General features: G+C 59.4%; 17 protein-coding genes. 6 read left to right on the forward strand and 11 right to left on the reverse strand.

Going from position 1 to position 21,003, the window contains the following annotated elements:
- Positions 1 to 137 precede the first annotated feature (137 nt).
- From HBO24_RS15275 to HBO24_RS15295, 5 genes are all read right to left on the reverse strand, one after another.
- Positions 138 to 839: an ABC transporter ATP-binding protein gene (locus HBO24_RS15275; RefSeq protein ID WP_057439834.1), complete on the reverse strand. Its 702-nt coding sequence runs from the start codon at positions 837 to 839 to the stop codon at positions 138 to 140.
- Entirely contained in the window at positions 840 to 1,607 is a 768-nt protein-coding gene (gene livG, locus HBO24_RS15280) for a high-affinity branched-chain amino acid ABC transporter ATP-binding protein LivG (protein WP_038446527.1), read from the reverse strand.
- Positions 1,604 to 2,857 (reverse strand): high-affinity branched-chain amino acid ABC transporter permease LivM, encoded by a 1,254-nt coding sequence (locus HBO24_RS15285; protein ID WP_029297111.1) that lies wholly within the window; start codon positions 2,855 to 2,857, stop codon positions 1,604 to 1,606. The genes livG and HBO24_RS15285 overlap by 4 nt, the downstream gene beginning before the upstream one ends.
- Positions 2,854 to 3,777: a high-affinity branched-chain amino acid ABC transporter permease LivH gene (gene livH / locus HBO24_RS15290; protein WP_057439832.1), complete on the reverse strand. Its 924-nt coding sequence runs from the start codon at positions 3,775 to 3,777 to the stop codon at positions 2,854 to 2,856. Before livH ends, HBO24_RS15285 begins: the two co-directional genes overlap by 4 nt.
- Before the next feature lie 228 nt (positions 3,778 to 4,005).
- A complete protein-coding gene (locus HBO24_RS15295; RefSeq protein ID WP_057958730.1) occupies positions 4,006 to 5,133 on the reverse strand; it encodes a branched-chain amino acid ABC transporter substrate-binding protein in 1,128 nt (375 codons plus the stop codon).
- A gap of 340 nt (positions 5,134 to 5,473) precedes the next feature.
- Here HBO24_RS15295 and HBO24_RS15300 point away from each other — a divergent pair, with 340 nt between their 5' ends.
- Entirely contained in the window at positions 5,474 to 5,779 is a 306-nt protein-coding gene (locus tag HBO24_RS15300; protein ID WP_057958731.1) for a DUF2288 domain-containing protein, read from the forward strand.
- Between the two features lie 305 nt (positions 5,780 to 6,084).
- Here HBO24_RS15300 and HBO24_RS15305 read toward each other — a convergent pair whose 3' ends face one another.
- The 3 genes from HBO24_RS15305 to HBO24_RS15315 all read right to left on the reverse strand — a co-directional run bounded on the left by HBO24_RS15305 (position 6,085) and on the right by HBO24_RS15315 (position 11,210).
- Entirely contained in the window at positions 6,085 to 8,265 is a 2,181-nt protein-coding gene (locus HBO24_RS15305) for a hypothetical protein (RefSeq protein WP_057958732.1), read from the reverse strand.
- Between the two features lie 189 nt (positions 8,266 to 8,454).
- Positions 8,455 to 10,698 carry a bifunctional diguanylate cyclase/phosphodiesterase gene (locus HBO24_RS15310; RefSeq protein WP_057439826.1) on the reverse strand — a complete coding sequence of 748 codons (2,244 nt, stop codon included), beginning with the start codon at positions 10,696 to 10,698 and terminating at the stop codon, positions 8,455 to 8,457.
- A gap of 143 nt (positions 10,699 to 10,841) precedes the next feature.
- Positions 10,842 to 11,210, reverse strand: coding sequence for a YkgJ family cysteine cluster protein (locus tag HBO24_RS15315; protein WP_057439824.1), 369 nt, complete (start codon positions 11,208 to 11,210; stop codon positions 10,842 to 10,844).
- Positions 11,211 to 11,455: 245 nt separating this feature from the next.
- On the opposite strand from HBO24_RS15315, the gene HBO24_RS15320 reads away from it, so the two are divergent.
- Positions 11,456 to 12,802: an MFS transporter gene (locus tag HBO24_RS15320; protein ID WP_170045312.1), complete on the forward strand. Its 1,347-nt coding sequence runs from the start codon at positions 11,456 to 11,458 to the stop codon at positions 12,800 to 12,802.
- Between the two features lie 660 nt (positions 12,803 to 13,462).
- On the opposite strand, the gene rapA is transcribed toward HBO24_RS15320, so the two are convergent.
- Entirely contained in the window at positions 13,463 to 16,309 is a 2,847-nt protein-coding gene (gene rapA / locus HBO24_RS15325) for an RNA polymerase-associated protein RapA (protein ID WP_057439822.1), read from the reverse strand.
- Positions 16,310 to 16,527: 218 nt separating this feature from the next.
- Between rapA and HBO24_RS15330 the strand changes: the two genes are divergently transcribed.
- The 3 genes from HBO24_RS15330 (at position 16,528) to ccoM (ending at position 17,346) form a co-directional block, all read left to right on the forward strand.
- The gene (locus tag HBO24_RS15330) at positions 16,528 to 16,869 is read left to right on the forward strand and encodes a hypothetical protein (protein WP_057439820.1); all 342 of its coding nucleotides are present in this window, start codon (positions 16,528 to 16,530) and stop codon (positions 16,867 to 16,869) included.
- A 25-nt stretch (positions 16,870 to 16,894) separates the two neighbouring features.
- On the forward strand, positions 16,895 to 17,086 hold the full coding sequence (locus tag HBO24_RS15335; RefSeq protein ID WP_128593654.1) for a hypothetical protein: 192 nt from the start codon (positions 16,895 to 16,897) through the stop codon (positions 17,084 to 17,086).
- A gap of 143 nt (positions 17,087 to 17,229) precedes the next feature.
- The gene (gene ccoM / locus HBO24_RS29780; protein WP_029297086.1) at positions 17,230 to 17,346 is read left to right on the forward strand and encodes a cytochrome c oxidase subunit CcoM; all 117 of its coding nucleotides are present in this window, start codon (positions 17,230 to 17,232) and stop codon (positions 17,344 to 17,346) included.
- Positions 17,347 to 17,491: 145 nt separating this feature from the next.
- Here ccoM and HBO24_RS15340 read toward each other — a convergent pair whose 3' ends face one another.
- Complete coding sequence (locus HBO24_RS15340; RefSeq protein ID WP_170045313.1) at positions 17,492 to 18,967, reverse strand: inorganic phosphate transporter; 1,476 nt, start codon at positions 18,965 to 18,967, stop codon at positions 17,492 to 17,494.
- Between the two features lie 330 nt (positions 18,968 to 19,297).
- Positions 19,298 to 19,498, reverse strand: coding sequence for a hypothetical protein (locus HBO24_RS15345; protein ID WP_029297082.1), 201 nt, complete (start codon positions 19,496 to 19,498; stop codon positions 19,298 to 19,300).
- A 619-nt stretch (positions 19,499 to 20,117) separates the two neighbouring features.
- On the opposite strand from HBO24_RS15345, the gene pcaR reads away from it, so the two are divergent.
- Positions 20,118 to 20,960 carry a pca regulon transcriptional regulator PcaR gene (gene pcaR / locus HBO24_RS15350; RefSeq protein ID WP_057439816.1) on the forward strand — a complete coding sequence of 281 codons (843 nt, stop codon included), beginning with the start codon at positions 20,118 to 20,120 and terminating at the stop codon, positions 20,958 to 20,960.
- Positions 20,961 to 21,003: the final 43 nt, after the last annotated feature.

Below are 21,003 nucleotides of genomic sequence, written 5' to 3' on the forward strand. Positions count from 1 at the left end.
AGTTAAAACAATGCAAATTCTACGGTTCACACAAAGCAAATGTGGGAGCGGGTTTGCTCGCGATAGAAGTGTGTCAGCCAAACCATCCGGCACTGACACACCGCCTTCGCGGGCAAGCCCGCTCCCACATTCAGACCCTAGCCGCCGAGGTAAGCCTCGCGCACTTTCGGGTCGGTCAGCAGTTGTTCGCCGCTGCCCTGCATCACTACCCGGCCGTTTTCCAACACATAGGCGCGGTCGGCAATTTTCAGTGCCTGGTTGGCGTTCTGTTCCACCAGAAACACCGTCACACCGTCCTTGCGCAGTTGCTCGATGATGTCGAAGATCTGCTGGATGATGATCGGGGCCAGGCCCAGGGACGGCTCATCCAACAGCAGCAGCTTGGGCTTGCTCATCAGCGCACGGCCGATGGCAAGCATTTGCTGTTCGCCACCGGACATGGTGCCGCCGCGCTGGCTGAAGCGCTCCTTGAGCCGAGGGAACAGGTGCAGCACCTTGTCCATCTGCTCCTGGTAGTCGCCCTTGTCGGTAAAGAACCCACCCATGGCCAGGTTCTCTTCCACGGTCAGGCGGGCAAACACCCGACGGCCTTCCGGGACCACGGCAATGCTCTTGCGCATGATCGCCGCCGAATGCTGGCCCACCAGTTCCTCACCCATGTAGCGGATGCTGCCGCTGTGCGCCTGGGGCGAGCCGCACAAGGTCATCAGCAAGGTGGATTTGCCGGCACCGTTGGCACCGATCAGGGTGACGATTTCGCCCTGGCGCACTTCCACGTTGACCTCGTGCAGGGCCTGGATCTTGCCGTAGAAAGTGGAAACGTTTTCGAATTGCAGCATTTACGCTTCCCCCAAATAGGCTTTGATCACTTCCGGGTTGTCGCGGATCTGCTCCGGCGTCCCGTTGGCCAATGGCGTGCCCTGGTTGATCACGACGATATGGTCGGAAATGCTCATGACCAGTTTCATGTCGTGTTCGATCAGCAACACGGTGGCGTTGTTTTCTTCACGCAGCACACCGATCAACGCCTTGAGGTCTTCGGTTTCCTTGGGGTTGAGGCCGGCAGCCGGTTCGTCGAGCATCAGAATCCGCGGGCGAGTCATCATGCAGCGGGCGATTTCCAGGCGCCGTTGCTGACCGTAGGCCAGGGTGCCGGCCGGGCGGTTGGCAAACTCGGTCAGGTTGACCTTGTCCAGCCAGTACGCGGCGTACTCCATGGCCTCGCGCTCGCTCTTGCGGAACGCCGGGGTCTTGAACAGGCCCGCGAAGAAATTGGTGTTCAGGTGCCGGTGTTGGGCGATCAGCAGGTTTTCCACGGCGGTCATGTCCTTGAACAACCGCACGTTCTGGAAGGTCCGCACCACGCCCTTGCGGGCGATCTCGTGACCGGCCAGGCCTTGGATCGGCTGGCCGTCCAGCAGGATGCTGCCACCGGCCGGTTTGTAGAAACCGGTCAGGCAGTTGAACACCGTGGTCTTGCCGGCGCCGTTGGGGCCGATCAACGCGACCACTTGTTTCTCTTTGACGGTCAGGGCGACGCCATTGACCGCCAGCAAGCCGCCGAAGCGCATGCTCAGGTTTTCGACTTTCAGGATCTCGCGGCTCATTTGCGCAGCTCCATATGTGGACGTTGCATGGGCAGCAGGCCTTGAGGGCGCCAGATCATCATCAGCACCATCATGGCGCCGAACATCAACATGCGGTACTCACTGAATTCACGCATCAGTTCCGGCAGCAGGATCATCACGATGGCCGCAAGGATCACGCCCAACTGCGAGCCCATGCCACCCAATACCACGATGGCGAGGATGATTGCCGACTCGATGAAGGTGAACGATTCCGGTGTCACCAAACCTTGGCGAGCGGCAAAGAAGCTACCGGCAAAACCGGCGAACGCGGCACCCAGGGTGAAGGCCGAGAGCTTGATGATGGTCGGGTTCAGGCCCAGCGCGCGGCAGGCGATTTCGTCTTCACGCAGCGCTTCCCAGGCACGCCCGATCGGCATGCGCAGCAGGCGGTTGATCACGAACAGCGCGGCCAGGGCCAGCAACAGGGCGACCAGATACAGGAACACCACTTTGCTCACCGGGTTGTAGGCAATCCCGAAGTACTCGTGGAAGGTCTGCATGCCTTCGGCAGCGGAGCGATCAAACGACAAGCCGAAGAACGTTGGCTTGGGAATGCTGCTGATGCCGTTGGGGCCGCCGGTGATATCGGTGAGGTTACGCAGGAACAGACGGATGATCTCACCGAAGCCCAGGGTCACGATGGCCAGGTAGTCACCGCGCAGGCGCAACACCGGGAAGCCCAGCAGGAAGCCGAAGGTGGCCGCCGCCATGCCGGCCAGTGGCAGGCAAATCCAGAAGCTCCAGCCCAGGTAGTGCGAGAGCAGCGCGTAGGTGTAGGCACCCACGGCGTAGAAGCCCACATAACCCAGGTCGAGCAGGCCGGCGAGGCCCACCACGATGTTCAGGCCCAGGCCCAGCAGCACGTAGATCAGGATCAGGGTGGCGATATCCACCGCACCACGGGAGCCGAAGAATGGCCAGATCAACGCGGCCACGATCAGGCCGATGATGATGTAGCGCTGGGTGCGCGGCAGGGTCAGGAACTGGCTGACCTTGGGCGAGACCAGCGGGCCACGGTTGGACTTGAGCAGCGCACCGACCTGCTGGGTGAACAGCACCCGCAGGAACATCAGCACCGAGCACAGGGCAATGATGGTCAGGGTGACTGGCCCGGTGCCGTGTACTTCAAGGTTGATCCCGACAATGCTCAGCTTGAGCCCGAGTACCGGAAAGGCCACGGCCCATACCAGCAAGGCGCTGAAAAACGCCGATTTAAGATATCTGCTCATACTTTCTCAACCTCCGGACGGCCCAGGATGCCGGTCGGCCGGAATAACAGCACCAGAACCAATAGACCGAATGCCACCACGTCCTTGTACTGGTCGCCGAAGATATCGGCACCAAAGGCTTCGGCCACACCCAGCACCAGCCCGCCGAGCATCGCGCCCGGAATACTGCCGATGCCGCCGAGGACCGCCGCAGTGAAGGCTTTGAGCCCCACCAGGAAGCCGGCGTTGGGGTTGATCACGCCATACTGCATGCTCAGCAACACGGCAGCGACGGCGGCCAGTGCGGCGCCGATGACGAAGGTCAGGGCAATGATGTTGTTGGTGTTGATACCCAGCAGGTTGGCCATCTTGATGTCTTCGGCGCAGGCCCGGCAGGCGCGCCCCAGACGGGAGCGGGAGATGAACAGGGTCAGGCCCAGCATGGCCACCAGGGTGACGACGAAGACCAGGACCTGCATGTAGGAAATCAGCACTTCTTCTGCACCACCTGGACCGAAGGAAAAGCTCCCCGGGATCAGGTTGGGAATGGACTTGTCCTTGGAGTCCTGGGACAGCAATACGGTGTTCTGCAGGAAAATCGACATGCCGATGGCGGAAATCAACGGGATCAGGCGGTTGCTGCCACGCAAGGGGCGGTATGCAACACGTTCGATACTGTAGCCGTAGGCACTGGTTACGACGATTGACGCAAGGAACGCGGCAGTCATTAACAGCGGCAGGGAGTGGATACCCATCATGGCCAGCCCGGCAATGGCAATGAACGCCACGTAGGAGCCAATCATGTACACCTCGCCGTGGGCGAAGTTGATCATTCCAATGATGCCGTAAACCATTGTGTAGCCAATGGCTATCAAGGCATAGGTGCTGCCAATGGTCAGGCCATTAACCAGCTGTTGGAAAAAATGATAGATCTCAGGCATTACAGCGCTCCTAAAAACCCGATACGCATTTCACTGGTGGAGTCATCTTCCTGCTCGGTGCTGTGTTCTGTGAGCACATTTGCACAAAGCATTTGCCAGCGAACCGCTGGTGACGGTTTTAAGATTTTCAGGTGAACCAGCGCCCGGATCGCGGGTGCGTGGCCCATAAACCTCGTAAAACAAAACCCACTGCTTGCACAGTGGGCTTGTTGTCCAGTAACGCCTGGCTTACTGAGGGGAAACTTCGGTTTTTGGTTGACCGAAGTGCCATTCGTAGACCACGAACTTGAAGTCTTTCAGGTCGCCGTTCTTATCGAAGCTCAGGTCGCCGGTCGGGGTCTTGAAGGTACCCGCGTGGATGGCCTCGGCCACTTTGGTGGTGTCTTCGCTTTTGGCAGCTGCGATGCCGCCCGCGATGATTTCAACCGCCGAGTAGGCTGGGAACACGAACGGACCGCTTGGGTCTTTGCCGTCAGCCTTGAGGGCGTCGACGATGGCCTTGTTCGCAGGGTCGGCGTCGAAGGATTTCGGCAGGGTGACCAGCAGGCCTTCGGAGGCTTTCTGGGCGATTTGCGAGATGGAGTCGTTGCCCACGCCTTCCGGGCCCATGAACTTGGCTTTCAGGCCTTTTTCCTGGGATTGGCGCAGGATCAGACCCAGTTCTGGGTGGTAGCCGCCGTAGTAGACGAAGTCGACGTTGGCTTGTTTGAGCTTCTGGATAATCGAGGAGAAGTCCTTGTCACCGGCGTTCAGGCCTTCGAACACGGCAACCTTGGTGCCTTTGCTCTCGAGGGTCTGCTTAACGGCGGTGGCGATGCCTTCACCGTATTGTTGCTTGTCGTGCAGGACTGCAACGACCTTCGGCTTGACGTGGTCGGCGATGTAGTTGCCGGCCGCTGGGCCCTGGGCGCTGTCCAGGCCGATGGTACGGAAGATCAGCTTGTAGCCACGGGAGGTGATTTCCGGGCTGGTAGCCGCCGGAGTGATCATGATCACGCCTTCGTCTTCGTAGATGTCGGTTGCAGGTTGAGTGGAGCTGGAGCAGAGGTGGCCGACCACGAACTTGACGCCGTCGTTGACCACTTTGTTGGCGACGGCAACGGCTTGTTTAGGGTCGCAAGCGTCGTCGTATTCCTTGGCCTCAAGCATTTTGCCATCGACACCGCCCTTGGCGTTGATGTCCTTGATGGCTTGCTTGGCGCCCATGAACTGCATATCGCCGTATTGGGTCACAGGGCCGGTTTTAGGGCCGGCAATACCGATCTTGATGGTGTCAGCTGCGAACGAATGGCCGGCAACCCCAGCCAGGACCATAGCGGCAAACAGTTTGGAAATCTGCTTAGTAGCCTTATTCATAGTGCTCCACTCTTACTGTTGTATTTTTTATAGTTCTAGCGGCCTTGTGGGCTACAGAACCGGATCAGATATCTCGGATATCCCCCGGCAGCGGCCTGGCAACTGTACCGGTACAGTGTAGAGCGCCGGTTGATCGCTTGAAAAGCTGGCTGCTGGGGGCAAACGCCGGGTATGTCGCTTAAATGAAAGAAAAAGACAGAATAGCGGCGGGTGCTTGCCAGAGTCTCGGGCAATCCTTGGCGTTCCTGACACTTTCAATCGGTGCCTCAATTGCAACTGGGTTTTTCTGGGGAAGCCTCGACGGTATGATTGCGCCGATTTTTTCCTCAGGTGAGTTCCCATGACGCAAGAACCTAGCACCCTCTATGCCAAGCTGCTCGGCGAAACCGCGGAAATTTCCTGGAAGGAGCTCGAACCGTTCTTTGCCAAGGGTGCCCTATTGTGGGTCGACGCTGGCCTGGATTTGATCGAAGCGGCCGAGGGAATGGCCGAGGACAACCGTGACAAAGTGGCCGCCTGGCTGGCCTCCGGGAGTCTTGGCGAAGTGTCTGCGACGCGGGCATTGGACCTGGTGGAGCGTGATCCGAGCTTGTGGGCGGTGGTGGTTTCACCGTGGATTCTGATCCAGGAAAGGGCATCGAACTAAACGCGCGCACCGAAATAGTGCGAGTTGCGCGCCATTAAAAGTGTGTAGCGGAGTAACCGCTTTGCCCATGATGGCAACTGGCCGTGAAGAAAGGTCACAGGCGAGGGTGACGTAAACGTCAGGGGAACAGTTTTGCGGGCCGCGGATGGCCCGGGGAATTGTTTCTTGGTGTGGCAAGGTTAGGGGTATTTGTTGCCGGTTAGACCGCTATCGCAGACAAGCCAGCTCCCACATCCAGCCGCATTCCAAGAGTGGAACTCGGTCAACTGTGGGAGCGGGCTTGCTCGCGATGGGCGCACCTCGGTCTAGGCGGTCTTGCCCGTATGGTTGTTCAGCGAGATCACCTTGGTCTTGCCAATCCGGTGACGATAAATCTCACGCAGGTACTTGATCGCCTTCTTCACGCAATCGCGCGACAGGCGAATGTCGTTGATCGAGACAAACTTCTCTTTGTCGTTGATCAGCTCGCGGTACTTCTTCTCATACATCGGCTTGATCGCGTACCAGTTGGTATCGAGGATCTTCGCCGGGTTCTCGAATTCGTTGAGTAACTCGTCGATACGGTCCTCGTCGAAGTCTTCATGGATGATGAAGTCCAGGATCGAGTTGTCCAGGGTCTCGTCGAAACGGTACGGGTTGCGGGCAAAGCAGCGCTTGATAAAGGCCACGATCAACGTCAGGAAGTCATCCGACAGGCAGGGGCTCTTGGCGATCAGGGTGGTCAACGACAGGTTGGCCGAAGCACCGATCACCAGGGCGTAGCGCTTGAGGGTGGTGTTGGGGAACAGGCTGTTGAGGTGGGTCTTGAGCCGGTTCAGGTCCATATAGGACAGTTTGTAGTCCTTGGGCAGGGAGACGATGGACACCACCGACGAGCAGTTCTTGAAGAAGTGCAGGTCATGCAGGGCCGCTGCGTCATAGCCGGAGTTCTTGTACTGCTCCAGGGATGCCTTGTAGCGCTTGGATTCGATCGGCAACAGGCTGATGCCTTCGATGGCCTGGGTGACTTTATTGAAGTGGGGCAGGTCGATGGAACGGAAGAACAAATCGTCGATGTTCAGGCGCTGCGGCTCTTTTTCAAACACCTTGAACTTGTCGTTGCTCGGCGCCGGGGTTTCCGGGACCACCGACTCGGCGTAGGCAATTGCCACCGGCCCGGCCAGGCTCATGAACAGGTCGTTGGCGTCCAGGCGAATGGTTTCACCGATGTCGATGCCGGCGCGGCGGAAATAGTTCTGGTCATAGTCGGTCGTCACCGCCTGAGCCGTCAGGATGTTGAAGATCTGCTGTGAGATGTATTGGTTGGCGTGTTTTTCCATGGCATTGACGTCAATGTTCTGGATGTTGCCGTCGTCGCTTTCTTCGGCGTAACGCATGATGTCGTTGGAGATCAGCATCATCGCGTTCCACGGGCGGATACGGCCTTTGACACTGGCCTCGCTGCTGTCTTCATTGTCGAAGTTGTACGAGAAATCCCATTCCTCCGACAGGTACTTGCACAGCAGCCGACCGGCGTTGATATGCAGTGCCTCGGACATTTCGCTGCGGTGATCGGAGATGTTCGGCAGCACGCAGATCCCGCTGGTGAAAATCGGCTCGAACACAAAGGCATGGCCGCTCTTGCTGTCATGCTCGTCGGCAGGTTTGGTGTCGAAGGTCTTGTTCATGTACGAGTGTTGCTGGGCCAGGCCAAACTCCGAGGCCATGCCCGAGCCGGTGCCGCCGCCGGCGCTGAAGATCGAGAAGTACAGGCGCGACTGGTTGGCCTTGATCCCGCAGGAGTCGATCAGGTACGAATGGATCATCTTCCAGTCAGGGCTGGAAAAACGCTGGGTGTCTTTGTTGAGGATGATCTTGGCCAGGTACTGGCCGAGGATCGGTGCGTTACCGGCGCCACCGGCATGCACTTCCGACAGGTCCATGATTTTCATTTTGCTGTAGTCGCGCAAAAAGCCGCTTTTCTCGCCCTTGCGCGAGAAACGGATGCGTCCGGCGATGTCTTTGTCCAGGTCGCCGAGCATCACCAGCGGCTCGACCAGAAACACCGGCTTGCTGGCCTTGCTGGCGCCCAGGCGCAAGTTGTTACGGATCCACTGGGCTGGGCTGTAGCCCTTTTCAACGTAGGATTTGTCTTCGGTGCTGAACTCGTTCAGATAAAACTTGCGGGCGTTGTACACCAGTTCCGCCACATCCAGGGCGATGTTGGAGCCACAGCGCCCCAGGCCGATCAGGCAGACCGAGGGAAACTCCTGCTCACTGTGCAGCTCGCTGTCACCGTCAAGGTGCGGCGGGCGCGGGAACACCATGTCGCGCAGGCCATCGAGGTTGTCGAGGATGCGGTCGGTGTTGGTTTCGGTGAAGTACAGGTATTGCTGGGTGCCCAGCGCACGTTGACTGGTCAATGACTTTGAACCTGAGGGTTTTTCCGCAGGCGCTGTCAGCAACACGTCGGATACCGCGGTAACAGGATTATTTTTAGAAGTCATTGTGCGCCATGTGCCTGGACGGATGGCCGGAAAACATCAAAGAGCCATCACCGAGTGAGAGTTCGCGACTTTACCCGATAGGGTTTAACCCTAGGTTTTCTAGGGAAAAGCTACGTTGGACTCTCATGAATCGGCCGTTCGTCGGCGTTCTTTAATCAAATACTGGCGATTTGCCCTGATGCTGGCGTTTCAGCGAATAGGGCGGACTACCGAAGAACCCGTCGATGAACCCTTGGCGCTGGTCGTGTCCTTGCTGCCCGCCAGGCCCGGCGGGTTGCGTTGGTCAAGTGCCGTGATCACGGCACTGATTTCACTGGCCGGCACCGCTGCACTGAGCAGGTAACCCTGCACGTAATCGCAGCCATGTTTGATCAACAGCTCCAGTTGCTGCTGGGTTTCCACGCCTTCGGTAATGACTTGCAGGTGCAGGGTGTGGGCCATGCCGATGATCGCCTGGACAATCTCCATATCGGTGGTGGACTTGGGAATGTCCTGGATAAAGGAGCGGTCGATCTTCAGCGTGTTAAGGGGCAGGCGCTTGAGGTAGGAGAGGGAGGAGTAGCCAGTGCCGAAGTCGTCGATGGACAGCGCCACACCCAGCGCGCGGATTTGCCGCAGCAGGATCAGGGTGCTGCTGATGTTGCCCATCAAGGCATTTTCGGTCACCTCCAGCTCCAGGCGGCTGGCGGCGATGCCACTGCTGCGCAAGGCGTATTCGATTTCATCTGCCAGTTCGTCACGGGCCAGGTTCAGGGCCGAACAATTCACGGCCATGACCAGCTCCGGGTGCCCCTGGTCCGTCAGCCAACCCAGGTCGGCACAGGCCTGGCGCAGCACCCAGTTGTCCAGCTCGGCGATCAGGCCGTTGTTTTCGGCGATGCCGATAAACCGTTCGGGCGCCAGTAGCCCATGTTGCGGGTGTTGCCAACGCACCAGGGCTTCGAGGCGGGTGACCTTGCCTTTGTGCAGGTCCAGAATCGGTTGGTAGTGCAGGACCAGTTCCTTTTGGTTGCGCAATGCACTGCGCAATTCCTCTTCCAACTGCAGTTCGAGAAAGGCTCGGGTTTTCAGGTTGGAGCTGAAGAAGTTCAAGCTGTTGCGCCCGCCATCCTTGGATTGATACAGCGCCAGGTCGGCGGTTTTCAGCAGTTCCTCGCAGGTGGTCCCGTCCTCAGGAAACACGCTGATACCGATGCTGGTGGTCATCACCATGCGCCGGCCAGCCAGCTCGATGGGCTCTTTCATTTTCTGCATGATGCGCTGGGCCATGTGCCGCGCTTCGTCGCGATGATGGATGTTGATCAGGATGCAGAATTCATCGCCGCCAAAGCGCGCCACTACATCATTGTGACTGCGTATCGAACTCTTGATATGGCCGGCCAGGACTGTCAGCAGCTCATCGCCGGCATCATGGCCGAGGCTGTCGTTGATCCGCTTGAAGTGGTCGATGTCGAGGAAGATCACCGCCAGCATGCCCTCGGCCTGGGCTTTCTGCGCGAGGTTTTCGGCGAAGATCTGGTTGAAGCCCCGGCGATTGAGCAGGCTGGTCAGGGCGTCGTAGTGGGCCACTTGCTGCAGGGATGCGCGCGCCTGGTCCAGTTCGGTCAGCAGGGCATTGACCCGACGCAGGTCGCGTTCCTTGTGCTGCAGTTTCTTGTCGGCGAGGGCCGCGCTGATGCTGCTGCCGATGACCAACAACGTGATGACGGCCACCGACAGGCCCAGTTGCGTCGGGTTGTTGTCGATGGGCAATGCCGGCACGGCCCCGGTGGGCAGCAGCAATTGCATGGCTGCCATACCGGTGAAGTGCATGCTGATAATGCCGGCGCCGAGCACCAGGCTGGCAGCGTACTTGAGCAGTTGGTGGAACATTCCACTGCCATTGCGCAGGTAGCGGGACAACAGCAAGGCGGCCAGGCTGGCGCCAATGGCAATGGCCACCGACAACCCGAACAGCCCGCTGGAAAAATACACCTGGGCCTCGGAGCGCATGGCGGCCATGCCCACGTAGTGCATCAGGGCGATGCCCAGGCCCATGCAGGTGGCCGCCGTCAGGTACTGATGAAAACGCATTCGGGCATGACTGAGGGTTTGCAGGGCGAACAACGAAGCGATCAACGCGATCGCCAATGAAGCCAGCGTTAGGAACCATTCGTAATGGATAGTGATGGGCGCCTGGAGCGCCAGCATGCTGATGAAGTGCGTCGACCAGATCCCGCCGGCCAGGCAACCGGCGCCGATCCAGCGCCAATGGCGTTTTGCCGTCAGGTTATCAACGTGGCCGACACGCTCGGCCATGTCCAGGGTGCCAAAACTCGCGGCGCAGGCAACCAGGTACGCCAGTAGCACCAGGAAGGGGTTATGGGTGCAATTAAGTAATAAATACCCGCTCTCGGGAAGCGGGGTAAAAAAATGCAGACCCAGCCATTCCATAGCACGTCCCGTTGCAGAGTCATCTCGTGTCACTGCGCGTGGCGATGACCTATGGAATCGAGTATAGAAGGCTCAGCGGAAGCGCAAGCGGTAATGGCATTTTGATTGCTTTGATTTTGGCATGCTCGCCATAGCCAATGGTGCTAAGCACTGATGGGCAGCTCGAACTCGTAAGGCGGTTGCTCCAGCGGCGCCAGGCCGAATGCGGCGCGGGCGGCGTCGCAATCGACGTTCACTTCACCCTGGCTCCACGAGGCCTCGAATTCCCGGCACACGCTGGAACGCTGCTCGTAGATCGAACAACGGGTGCCGCTGCCCACTTCGCCCTCAAGGCTGCAACAGCGTGCCGGTTTCTGGTCGGTGCCGATCATCGCCACCCGGCTGGGGTTGATCTGTACCACCAGTTCATCGGGCACGGTGCCGCCTGATGAGGCGCATTCGCCCCAAAAGAAAGACACGCGAAAGTGTGAACAACAGGCACCGCAATTCAGACACGGACTGGCATCGGACATGGCACGTCATCAATAAGAGGTAAGGGGGAGCTGCGGAAGGCTCGCTATTCTATGCCTGCCAAGGCGCTTGGGAAGGGGGGCGCGTGCTTATTTTTTTAGCGGGAAAATCTGGCTGTCCTGGATGAAATTACGCCCTATCAGCTTTACGAATCATTACAGACAACCGCGCCGCGCCTGACTAGATTGCAGGTTCCGGGCAGGATGCGTCGGCATCGAGCCTCTATAACAATAAAAGAGACGGACCCATGCAGAACTCGACCCAAGCGGCGAATGCCTGGCGCATTCTGTTCCTGCTGTTCCTGGCCAACCTGTTCAACTTCTTTGATCGCACGATCCCGGCGATCATCATCGAGCCGATCCGCATGGAATGGCACCTCAGTGACTTCCAGCTCGGCATCATCGGCACTGCATTCACCATCGTCTATGCGATTGCCGGCTTGCCCCTGGGGCGCCTGGCCGATACCGGCTCGCGCAGCAAGCTGATGGGCTGGGGCCTGGCGAGTTGGAGCGCGCTGACGGCGGTCAACGGCATGGTTGGCAGCTTCTGGACCTTTCTGCTGGTGCGCATGGGCATCGGCATTGGTGAAGCCAGTTACGCGCCGGCCGCCAACTCGTTGATCGGCGACCTGTTCCCGGCTCACCGCCGCGCCCGGGCCATGGGGATTTTCATGCTGGGCCTGCCCCTGGGCCTGTTGCTGGCGTTCTTCACCATCGGTGCGATGGTCAAGGCGTTCGACAGCTGGCGTGCGCCGTTCTTTATTGCGGCCATCCCGGGGCTGATCCTTGCGGTGTTCATGTTCTACATCAAGGAGCCCAAGCGCGGCGCCGCCGAAACCGTGCAAGTCTCCCAGGAGAAAGTCGACCGGCCGATCCGTCGCGTGCTCGCGGTGCCGACCTTTCTGTGGCTGGTGCTGGCGGGGCTGTGCTTTAACTTTGCGACCTATGCATGCAACTCGTTCCTGGTGCCGATGCTGCAACGTTACTTCCTCATGCCCCTGCAGGAAGCGGCCGTGGCGACCGGGGTGATTGTCGGCGTGACCGGTCTGTTCGGCCTGACCTTGGGCGGCCTGGTGGCGGACAAGATTCACCAGCGCATTGCCAACGGCCGCTTACTGTTTGCCGCCTTCAGCCTGATTATCTCCACCGTATGCACTGCCTGGGCCCTGCATGCGGGGCGCATCGAGATCGGGGTGTTTGTCGCGGTGTTCAGTGTGGGCTGGTTGTTTGCCTATAACTTCTACACCTGCGTGTACACGGCGATCCAGGATGTGGTGGAGCCGCGCCTGCGCGCCACGGCCATGGCGCTGTTCTTCGCCGGCCTGTATCTGCTGGGGGGTGGCATGGGACCGGTGGTGGTGGGCGCGCTGTCTGATCACTTTGCCCATGCGGCAATGTACGCGGCGGGTGCCGAGCAAATGACCGAGGCGTTCAAGGCGGTGGGGCTGCATGACGCCATGTACCTGATTCCGGTGGCGTTGTTCCTGACCATGCTGTTTCTGTTCCAGGCTTCGCGGTGTTTTGTGCGCGATGCCAAGCGGATGAAGGATGGGTTGGGGAGGGTTGAGGTGCCGGCGGCGGTAGCTACTGCTTGAAACCGAGGTGACGCCAGCGCAGCATAGGTATCTACATAACTCTTTTATCTGGTGTTTATTGGGTTTGTGTACATATCCGTTGCTGCGGTCACGGCGGCTATTGGTTCCGCCCTTACGGCGGGTCACTTTCGAAGAGCGCGAAAGTAACCAAAGCGCTTTTGCCCCACCACTCGGTGCCTCGCCTAGGCTCGGCATGCCCGCAGTCAGGCATTGCTCCGTGGGCCCGCCGCGATCGGCCATCCATGGCCGTGTCGCGGCTACCCCGGCATCCATGCCGGGGTGCCCACTGCGCAATACCTGCCTGCGGCCATCGCGGTTTAACGGGGCGCCTGAGATCAAGATCAAAAGCAGAGCAACAGCAAAGCAAGAGCGTGAAGCTGCATTCCCCTGTGGGAGCGGGCTTGCCCGCGATGACGGTGTATCAGTCGATAAATCTATTGGCTGACCTGCCGCCATCGCAGGCAAGCCAGCTCCCACAGAAGGACGCGCACGCCTCGAAGGTCAGGCCGCCTCGCTTTGCTTTTGATCTTGATCTGAGGCGCCCCGTTAAACCACGCTGGCCGTCATCCGATATTGATTTGGGGGGTAAACCGGCAGGACACCCCCATAAAAAAGGCCCGCATTGCGCGGGCCTTTTTGTTCATCAGGGCAGGGCGCGGATCAACCGGCGACCAACACCCGAATCGCCTCCAACCGCAGCGCCGCCTTGTCGAGCATGGCCAGGCCTTGCTCGCGCTGTTGGCGCAGGGCAACCAGTTCGCTGTCGCGTACGGTCGGGTTGACGGCTTGCAGGGCGGTCAGGCGCGCCAGCTCTTCGTCGGTGTCTGCCGCCAGGCGACGTTGCGCCTCGGCCACACGTTCGGCGTGGCGCGGGGCGATTTTCTCTTCGCCGGCGTTGATCCGTGGCGTCAGCTGATCGCGCTGGGCCTGCACGAACTTGTTGGCGCTGGCCCGTGGCACGCTTTCCAACTGGTCGTTGAGGGTGGTGAAGGACACCCGGCCCGACAAGTCATTACCATTGGCATCCAGCAGGCAGCGCAGAGCCGCCGGGGGCAGGTAGCGACCCAGTTGCAGCGAACGCGGTGCCACCACTTCACTGACATAGAGCAGTTCCAGCAACACAGTGCCCGGCTTCAGCGCCTTGTTCTTGATCAGCGCCACTGCGGTGTTGCCCATGGAACCGGATAGCACCAGGTCCATGCCGCCCTGGACCATCGGGTGCTCCCAGGTAATGAACTGCATGTCTTCGCGAGACAGCGCCTGGTTGCGGTCGTAAGTGATGGTCACGCCTTCGTCGTCGCCGAGGGGGAAGCTGGCGTCGAGCATTTTTTCGCTGGGCTTGAGGATCAGCGCGTTTTCCGAATGGTCTTCGCTGTCGATGCCGAACGCGTCGAACAGGGTTTCCATGTAGATCGGCAGGGTGAACTGATCGTCTTGCTCCAGGATGTCCTCGACCAGCGCATCACCTTCGCCAGCGCCGCCGGAGTTGAGCTCCAGCAAACGGTCGCGGCCGGTGTGCAGCTCGGCTTCGAGGCGCTCGCGCTCGGTGCGGGCTTCGTCGATCAGGGCTTGCCATTCGCCGTCGTCGGCATTTTCCAGCAGCGGCAGCAGGCGCGGGCCGAACTGGTGCTGCAAGGCGTTGCCGGTCGGGCAGGTATTAAGGAAGGCATTCAAGGCTTCGTGGTACCACTGGAACAGCCGCTCTTGCGGGCTGGTTTCCAGGTACGGCACGTGCAGCTCGATCACATGCTTCTGGCCGATCCGGTCCAGACGCCCGATGCGCTGCTCCAGCAAGTCCGGGTGCGATGGCAGGTCGAACAGCACCAGATGGTGGGCGAACTGGAAGTTGCGGCCTTCACTGCCGATTTCCGAACAGATCAGCACCTGGGCGCCGAACTCTTCATCCGCGAAGTAGGCGGCGGCACGGTCCCGTTCGAGGATGTTCATGCCCTCGTGGAACACCGTGGCCGGGATGCCTGAACGCACGCGCAGGGCGTCTTCCAGGTCCATGGCGGTTTCGGCGTGGGCGCAGATCACCAGGACTTTGGTGCGCTTGAGCATTTTCAGCTGGTCGATCAGCCACTCGACGCGCGGGTCGAAGCGCCACCAGCGGTTTTCTTCTTCTATATCCGGTTGCGACTGGAAGCTGACTTCCGGGTACAGCTCGGCATGCTCGCCCAGCGGCAGTTCCAGGTACTCGTCCGGGCACGGCAGCGGGTAGGCGTGCAACTTGCGTTCGGGGAAGCCTTGTACGGCGGCGCGGGTGTTACGGAACAGCACGCGGCCGGTGCCGTGGCGGTCCAGCAGCTCACGCACCAGGCGCGCACTGGCTTCGGTGTCGCCATCGTTGACGGCAGCCAGCAGCGCTTCGCCTTCGTTGCCGAGGAAGCCCTGGATGGTCTTGTGCGCGGCCGGCGAGAGGCGACCCTTGTCCATCAGTTCCTGGACGGCTTCGGCGACCGGGCGATAGTTCTCGCTCTCGGCGCGGAAGGCTTTGACGTCATGGAAACGGTTCGGGTCCAGCAGGCGCAGACGGGCGAAGTGGCTGTCCTGGCCCAGTTGTTCCGGGGTTGCGGTCAGCAGCAGCACGCCGGGAATGGTCTCGGCCAGTTGCTCGACCAGTTGGTATTCAGCGCTGGCCTTTTCTTCGTGCCAAACCAGGTGGTGGGCTTCGTCGACCACCATCAAGTCCCAGCCGGCGGCAAACAGCGCGTCCTGGGCTTTTTCGTCGTCCACCAGCCATTCCAGAGCCACCAGCGCGAGCTGGGTGTCTTCGAACGGGTTGCTGGCATCACTTTCGATAAAACGTTCTTCGTCGAACAGCGCGACCTGCAGGTTGAAACGCCGGCGCATTTCCACCAGCCATTGGTGCTGGAGGTTTTCCGGGACCAGGATCAGTACGCGATTGGCGCGCCCGGACAGCAGTTGGCGATGGATCACCAGGCCGGCTTCGATGGTCTTGCCCAGGCCCACTTCGTCGGCCAGCAGCACCCGTGGCGCGATTCGGTCAGCCACTTCACGGGCAATGTGCAGTTGGTGCGCAATCGGCTGCGCACGCACGCCGCCCAGGCCCCAGAGCGAGGACTGCAACTGGCGGCTGGTGTGTTCCAGGGTGTGGTAGCGCAGGGAGAACCAGGCCAGCGGGTCGATCTGGCCGGCGAACAGACGGTCGCTGGCGAGGCGGAACTGGATGAAGTTCGACAGTTGGGTTTCCGGCAGGGTGACCTGCTCGTTCTGCCCATTGAGGCCGTGGTAGACCAGCAGGCCGTCGACATCGTCGACTTCGCGCACGGTCATCTTCCAGCCTTCGAAGTGGGTGATGGTGTCACCCGGCGAGAACCTCACGCGAGTGAGGGGCGCATTCCGTAGCGCATACTGGCGAGTGTCGCCAGTGGCCGGATAGAGCACGGTCAACAAGCGGCCGTCCTGTGCCAGAACGGTGCCTAACCCCAGCTCTGCTTCGCTGTCACTAATCCAGCGTTGCCCCGGTTGATACTGCTGCGCCATGCTGCCTGACTCCCGCCGTGAAAAAGCCGACTATTCTAACGGAACAAGGCCCCCAGCCAAAGGACTCTGACAAAAACTACTCCGCTTGCCGGAGTGAAAGAGGGCGATTCGACGGGTGGCAGGGCACTGGCGACTGACGACTGGGTCACAAGTTGGCAGCCCCAGGCTCAAGTCGCTGGTACAGCAGCCGACAGCCTGCTGACAGGAGACCAATAATTATGCTGCCACCGATCTTGCCCTTGAGTGTTGTGCCGGTCACGTCACAACTCGACCCCGTGCGCCCCAAACCCGATATCCCGCCGGTGGTGCCTGCGCAGGCGAGTTCCAACGAAAGCACCATTGACCTCAAGCACCGCGACGCCGAGCAATCGACCCTGATGCTGCGCGAGGAACAACGACGCCAGCAGGAACAGCAAAAACGCCGGCGCGAGGCCGACGAAGATCCCGAGCAGCACCTGGCCGTTCCTGGTGACGAACTGAATGCCGATAACACCGTGCCGGTCGCGCCGCTGATTGAGGATGCACCCCGCCAGGGGTTGTGGGTGGACGTCGAGGTTTGACCCCTGGGCGGGCCAGGACGCATTATTGAGTCAATCCAGCCACCACGTAAGCCATGCCATGAGTGACGACAAGCTGATCGACCTGACTGCCGAACGCGCCAAACGGGTCCACGATCTCAATGACAAGCGCCTGAATGACGTGCGCCAGGCGTTCGAGCAGGCCATGCCGCTGGGCAAGGCGAAGAAAAAGTCGAAAAACAAACCGAAAAAGCGCTGAAATGCCCTGAATCTATTGATTCAGGTCAGTTATCGCCCTTCTTTACGCCCCGTTGCGGGCGACATTGATCCCCGTCAATTTCTGCCCCCGACTTCTTGGTTAACTTAGCCCTATCGCAACAGGGCAAGAGCAGGAGGCCGGTCATGTTTTTCGATAATGTGGTTTTTGCCGGGGTGCTGACTGTCGGCCTCATGGTGCTGTTTTTTGTAGGGTTTGGATTTTTTATCTGGAAAGACGCGAACAAGCGTAAAAAACCATAGGTTTTTCCGGGTTACATGAGCACGCAAGGCATTTTGGGCGACTTCGGTCGCCCTTTTTTTTGCCCGATGTTTAGCTCCCTAGCCACAAAAGCACAAAAAAAGGCGTGACCCTCGCAGGTCACGCCTTTTTTAATTGCGTTGTCGGTTAACTGCCCAACGCCGTGGACGCCAGCCAGAACAAGCCGGCCGACAGGCTCACTGTGGCTGGCAGGGTCAGGATCCAGGCCATCAGGATGGTCTTCACGGTGCCGCCTTGCAGGCCGCTCTTGTTCGCGACCATGGTCCCGGCCACGCCCGACGACAGCACGTGGGTGGTGGACACCGGCAGGGCGAAGATATTGGCAAAGCCAATCATGGTGGCGGTGGTGATTTGCGCCGACATGCCCTGGGCATAGGTCATGCCCTGCTTGCCGATCTTCTCGCCAATCGTCAGTACCACGCGCTTCCAGCCCACCATGGTGCCCAGGCCAAGGGCCAGGGCCACGGCGAGGATTACCCAGAACGGTGCGTATTCGGTGGTGGCGGTCAGGTCTTTGCGCAGTTTTTCCAGGTCCGACTTCTCGCGGGAATCAAGGCCTGGCAGCTTGCCGACTTTCTTCGCGGTGTCGTCCAGGCACAACAGGTAGCGACGGACCTCAATGCGCTGGTCGGAGGTCAAGGAATGGTAGTCAGAGACACCCTTCAATGTGCCGAGGAGGGCGTTGATGGTTGGCTCGGTCTGTTGCGGGTTGCAACGGAACTTGCCTGGCAGGTCGTCTCTGACACTTTTGCCCAGGGCAAGGAATTCGCCGAGGGTTTCGTGGTTGCGCTGGTAGAACTGGTTGAGGTGCAGGGTGGCGTCGCGGGTTCGCTCGATCTGGTAAGTAGTGCTGCCCAGATCGAGTACAAACTGCGCGGGCACGATACCGATCAGCACCAGCATGATCAGGCCAATACCTTTCTGACCGTCGTTGGAGCCATGCACGAAACTCACGGCCATCGCGGAGATCACCAGTACCAGGCGGTTCCAGAACGGCGGGTGTTTCTTGTCGTCGAGCTTGCGGCGCTGGTCCGGTGTCTTGTGCATCTTGGACAGCGGACGCCACCATTTAAGGCCAATCAACACCAGGGCTGCGACCAGGAAGCCGGCCATGGGCGAGAACACCAGCGAGGCGCCGATATCAATGGCCTTCTGCCAGTTGACCCCGTCTGCCAGCGGAATATCGTTGATCAAGGCATTGGCCAGGCCGACACCGAGGATCGAACCGATCAGGGTGTGGGAGCTGGATGCCGGGATCCCGAAATACCAGGTGCCGAGATTCCAGGTGATGGCCGCTGCTAATAATGAAAACACCATGGCCAGACCATGGCCGGTGTTTACATTGATCAGCAACTCCACCGGCAGCAGGTGCACGATGGCGTAGGCAACGCCCACCCCGCCGAGCAACACGCCGAGGAAGTTGAACACCCCGGAAAAGAATACGGCCAGGTGCGGCGGCATCGCTTTGGTATAGATGACTGTGGCCACCGCGTTAGCGGTGTCATGAAAGCCATTGATGAACTCGAAGGCGAGGACAAAGGCGAGGGCGAGCAACAGGCTCACAAGAACCCAAGCATCCAGTCCGCTGAATAAATCGATCATGAAGGTTTTATGACCCGGTCGTAAGGGGGCGCGATTATGCCAGAAAACCTCAGTAATCTATGCACTAGCTGCTCGCCGGTAACATTCTTCAACGAATTAATTTGGAGGAGGGGTGCGACTACCAGATATTTCGGTGGTTTGGCAACTCATTGATTTATAAAGAATAGAGGGGCCGTGGCAGGGTGCGACAATTAAGATGAAGGGTCTGAAACAGGTGTATGAAATTTCGTCAGAGCGGCGAAACTGACGATTGCTGGGCAAACCCCGTGCGCCCCTGCCAGGGGGTGCTGGCAGGGCAATGACTTGCCAGGAAGGCTCAATCCGAGAGGCTTATGGCTCTTCGGCCTTGAGGTCCTTTTCGATCTTTTGGATTTCCTGGGCAAACGCCTGGTCGAGCAGACTGGCTCGTTTGCGCCATGGTTTGCGCTCCGGCTCAGGTTGGGCGGCGTAGGTGGTGACTTCCCCGCCGTAAACATCCTTGTAACGTTGTTCCTGGCGCTCAAGTTCCGCGCGCAGTTCGTCTTTCGTCACTTTGTTACCTAATTGAGTTGAGTTTGATTCCGGTGATGCGCGATGACGCAAGTGATGGGCGTATTACACGATCAACCACTTCAGTTATTGCACGCGGCCACGGCACCGGGGAAGAACAGCTGTCGTAGCAACAGTTTTCTTTTTACATCACAAATATGGGCAGGCTGTGGAACTGAATACCCGGTATCTGCAACCCAGGCCAGGACAAGGAAAAGCTGAGGCTTGGTGGGGGCAGGCATGCCCTTGAGGCTAACTCGACCTTGTCACAGGGTGCATTATAGCGGCGCATTTGCATAAGACTATCGTCAACAAGTTAAAAAACGTCAACTTGGCGTAGCTGTATTGCTATTCACCTCATGTCGGGAACTTGACGCCGTACTTGCCTAATACTCTGTGTGTGACAGTTGCACGGTCGTTAATTAAGTCAACATTGCCAGGCCGGACGACGTCAGTTAAGTGAGCGCAACAAATTCAGTGCGGGGACCTGGCAGCGCCCAGCGGCGCAAATTGCGATTATCGAATGACCGTCCGATAATCGCCCAATGTTGGCGCCCTTGCCTTGTACATCCGTTGCCTGCCGGCTTGTAATGGCGCTTGAAAATAAGAGAAAGGACCTGAAATGAACGATCAATTGCGCAACTCCTTTGCCTCAGTGGCGCCGCCGATCGTTGCGTCACCGGCCAAGCGCATCCAGGCGTTTACCGGCGACCCGGATTTCATGACCTCCCTGGCCCGCGGGCTGGCCGTGGTGCAGGCGTTCCAGGAGCGCAAGCGGCACCTGACCATCGCCCAGATCAGCCATCGCACGGAAATCCCCCGCGCTGCCGTCAGGCGTTGCCTGCATACCTTGATCAAACTCGGCTACGCCACCACCGACGGGCGCACGTACTCCCTGCTGCCCAAGGTCCTGACCCTGGGCCATGCCTATCTGTCGTCCACGCCCCTGGCGGTTTCTGCCCAGCCTTACCTGGACCGCATGAGTGAGCAGCTTCATGAAGCCTGCAACATGGCGACCCTGGAGGGCGACGACATCCTCTATATCGCCCGATCCGCTACAACCCAACGCCTGATTTCGGTGGATCTTTCGGTCGGTGGCCGGCTGCCAGCTTACTGCACCTCCATGGGCCGAATCCTCCTGGCAGCCCTGGATGACGCGTCGCTGCAGGACTACCTGGATCATGCCGACCTGCAAACCAAGACCAGCCGCACCCTGACCACGCCGCAAGCCTTGCTTGAATGCCTGCAACAAGTGCGGCAACAGGGCTGGTGCATTGTCGACCAGGAACTGGAGCAGGGTCTGCGCTCCATCGCCGTGCCGGTGTATGACGCGTCCGGCCAGGTATTGGCTGCGCTGAATGTCAGCACCCATGCCGGGCGGGTCAGCCGCAGTGAGCTGGAACAACGTTTCCTGCCGAGCATGCTCTGCGCCAGCCAGGAGCTGAGTGCCCAGTTGTTTGCTTAAGCTGTTCGGTGACCGCACAGATCCCGGTTTGACGAATTGACGG

Source organism: Pseudomonas sp. WS 5410 (assembly GCF_012985645.1).
GTDB lineage: Bacteria > Pseudomonadota > Gammaproteobacteria > Pseudomonadales > Pseudomonadaceae > Aquipseudomonas > Aquipseudomonas shahriarae.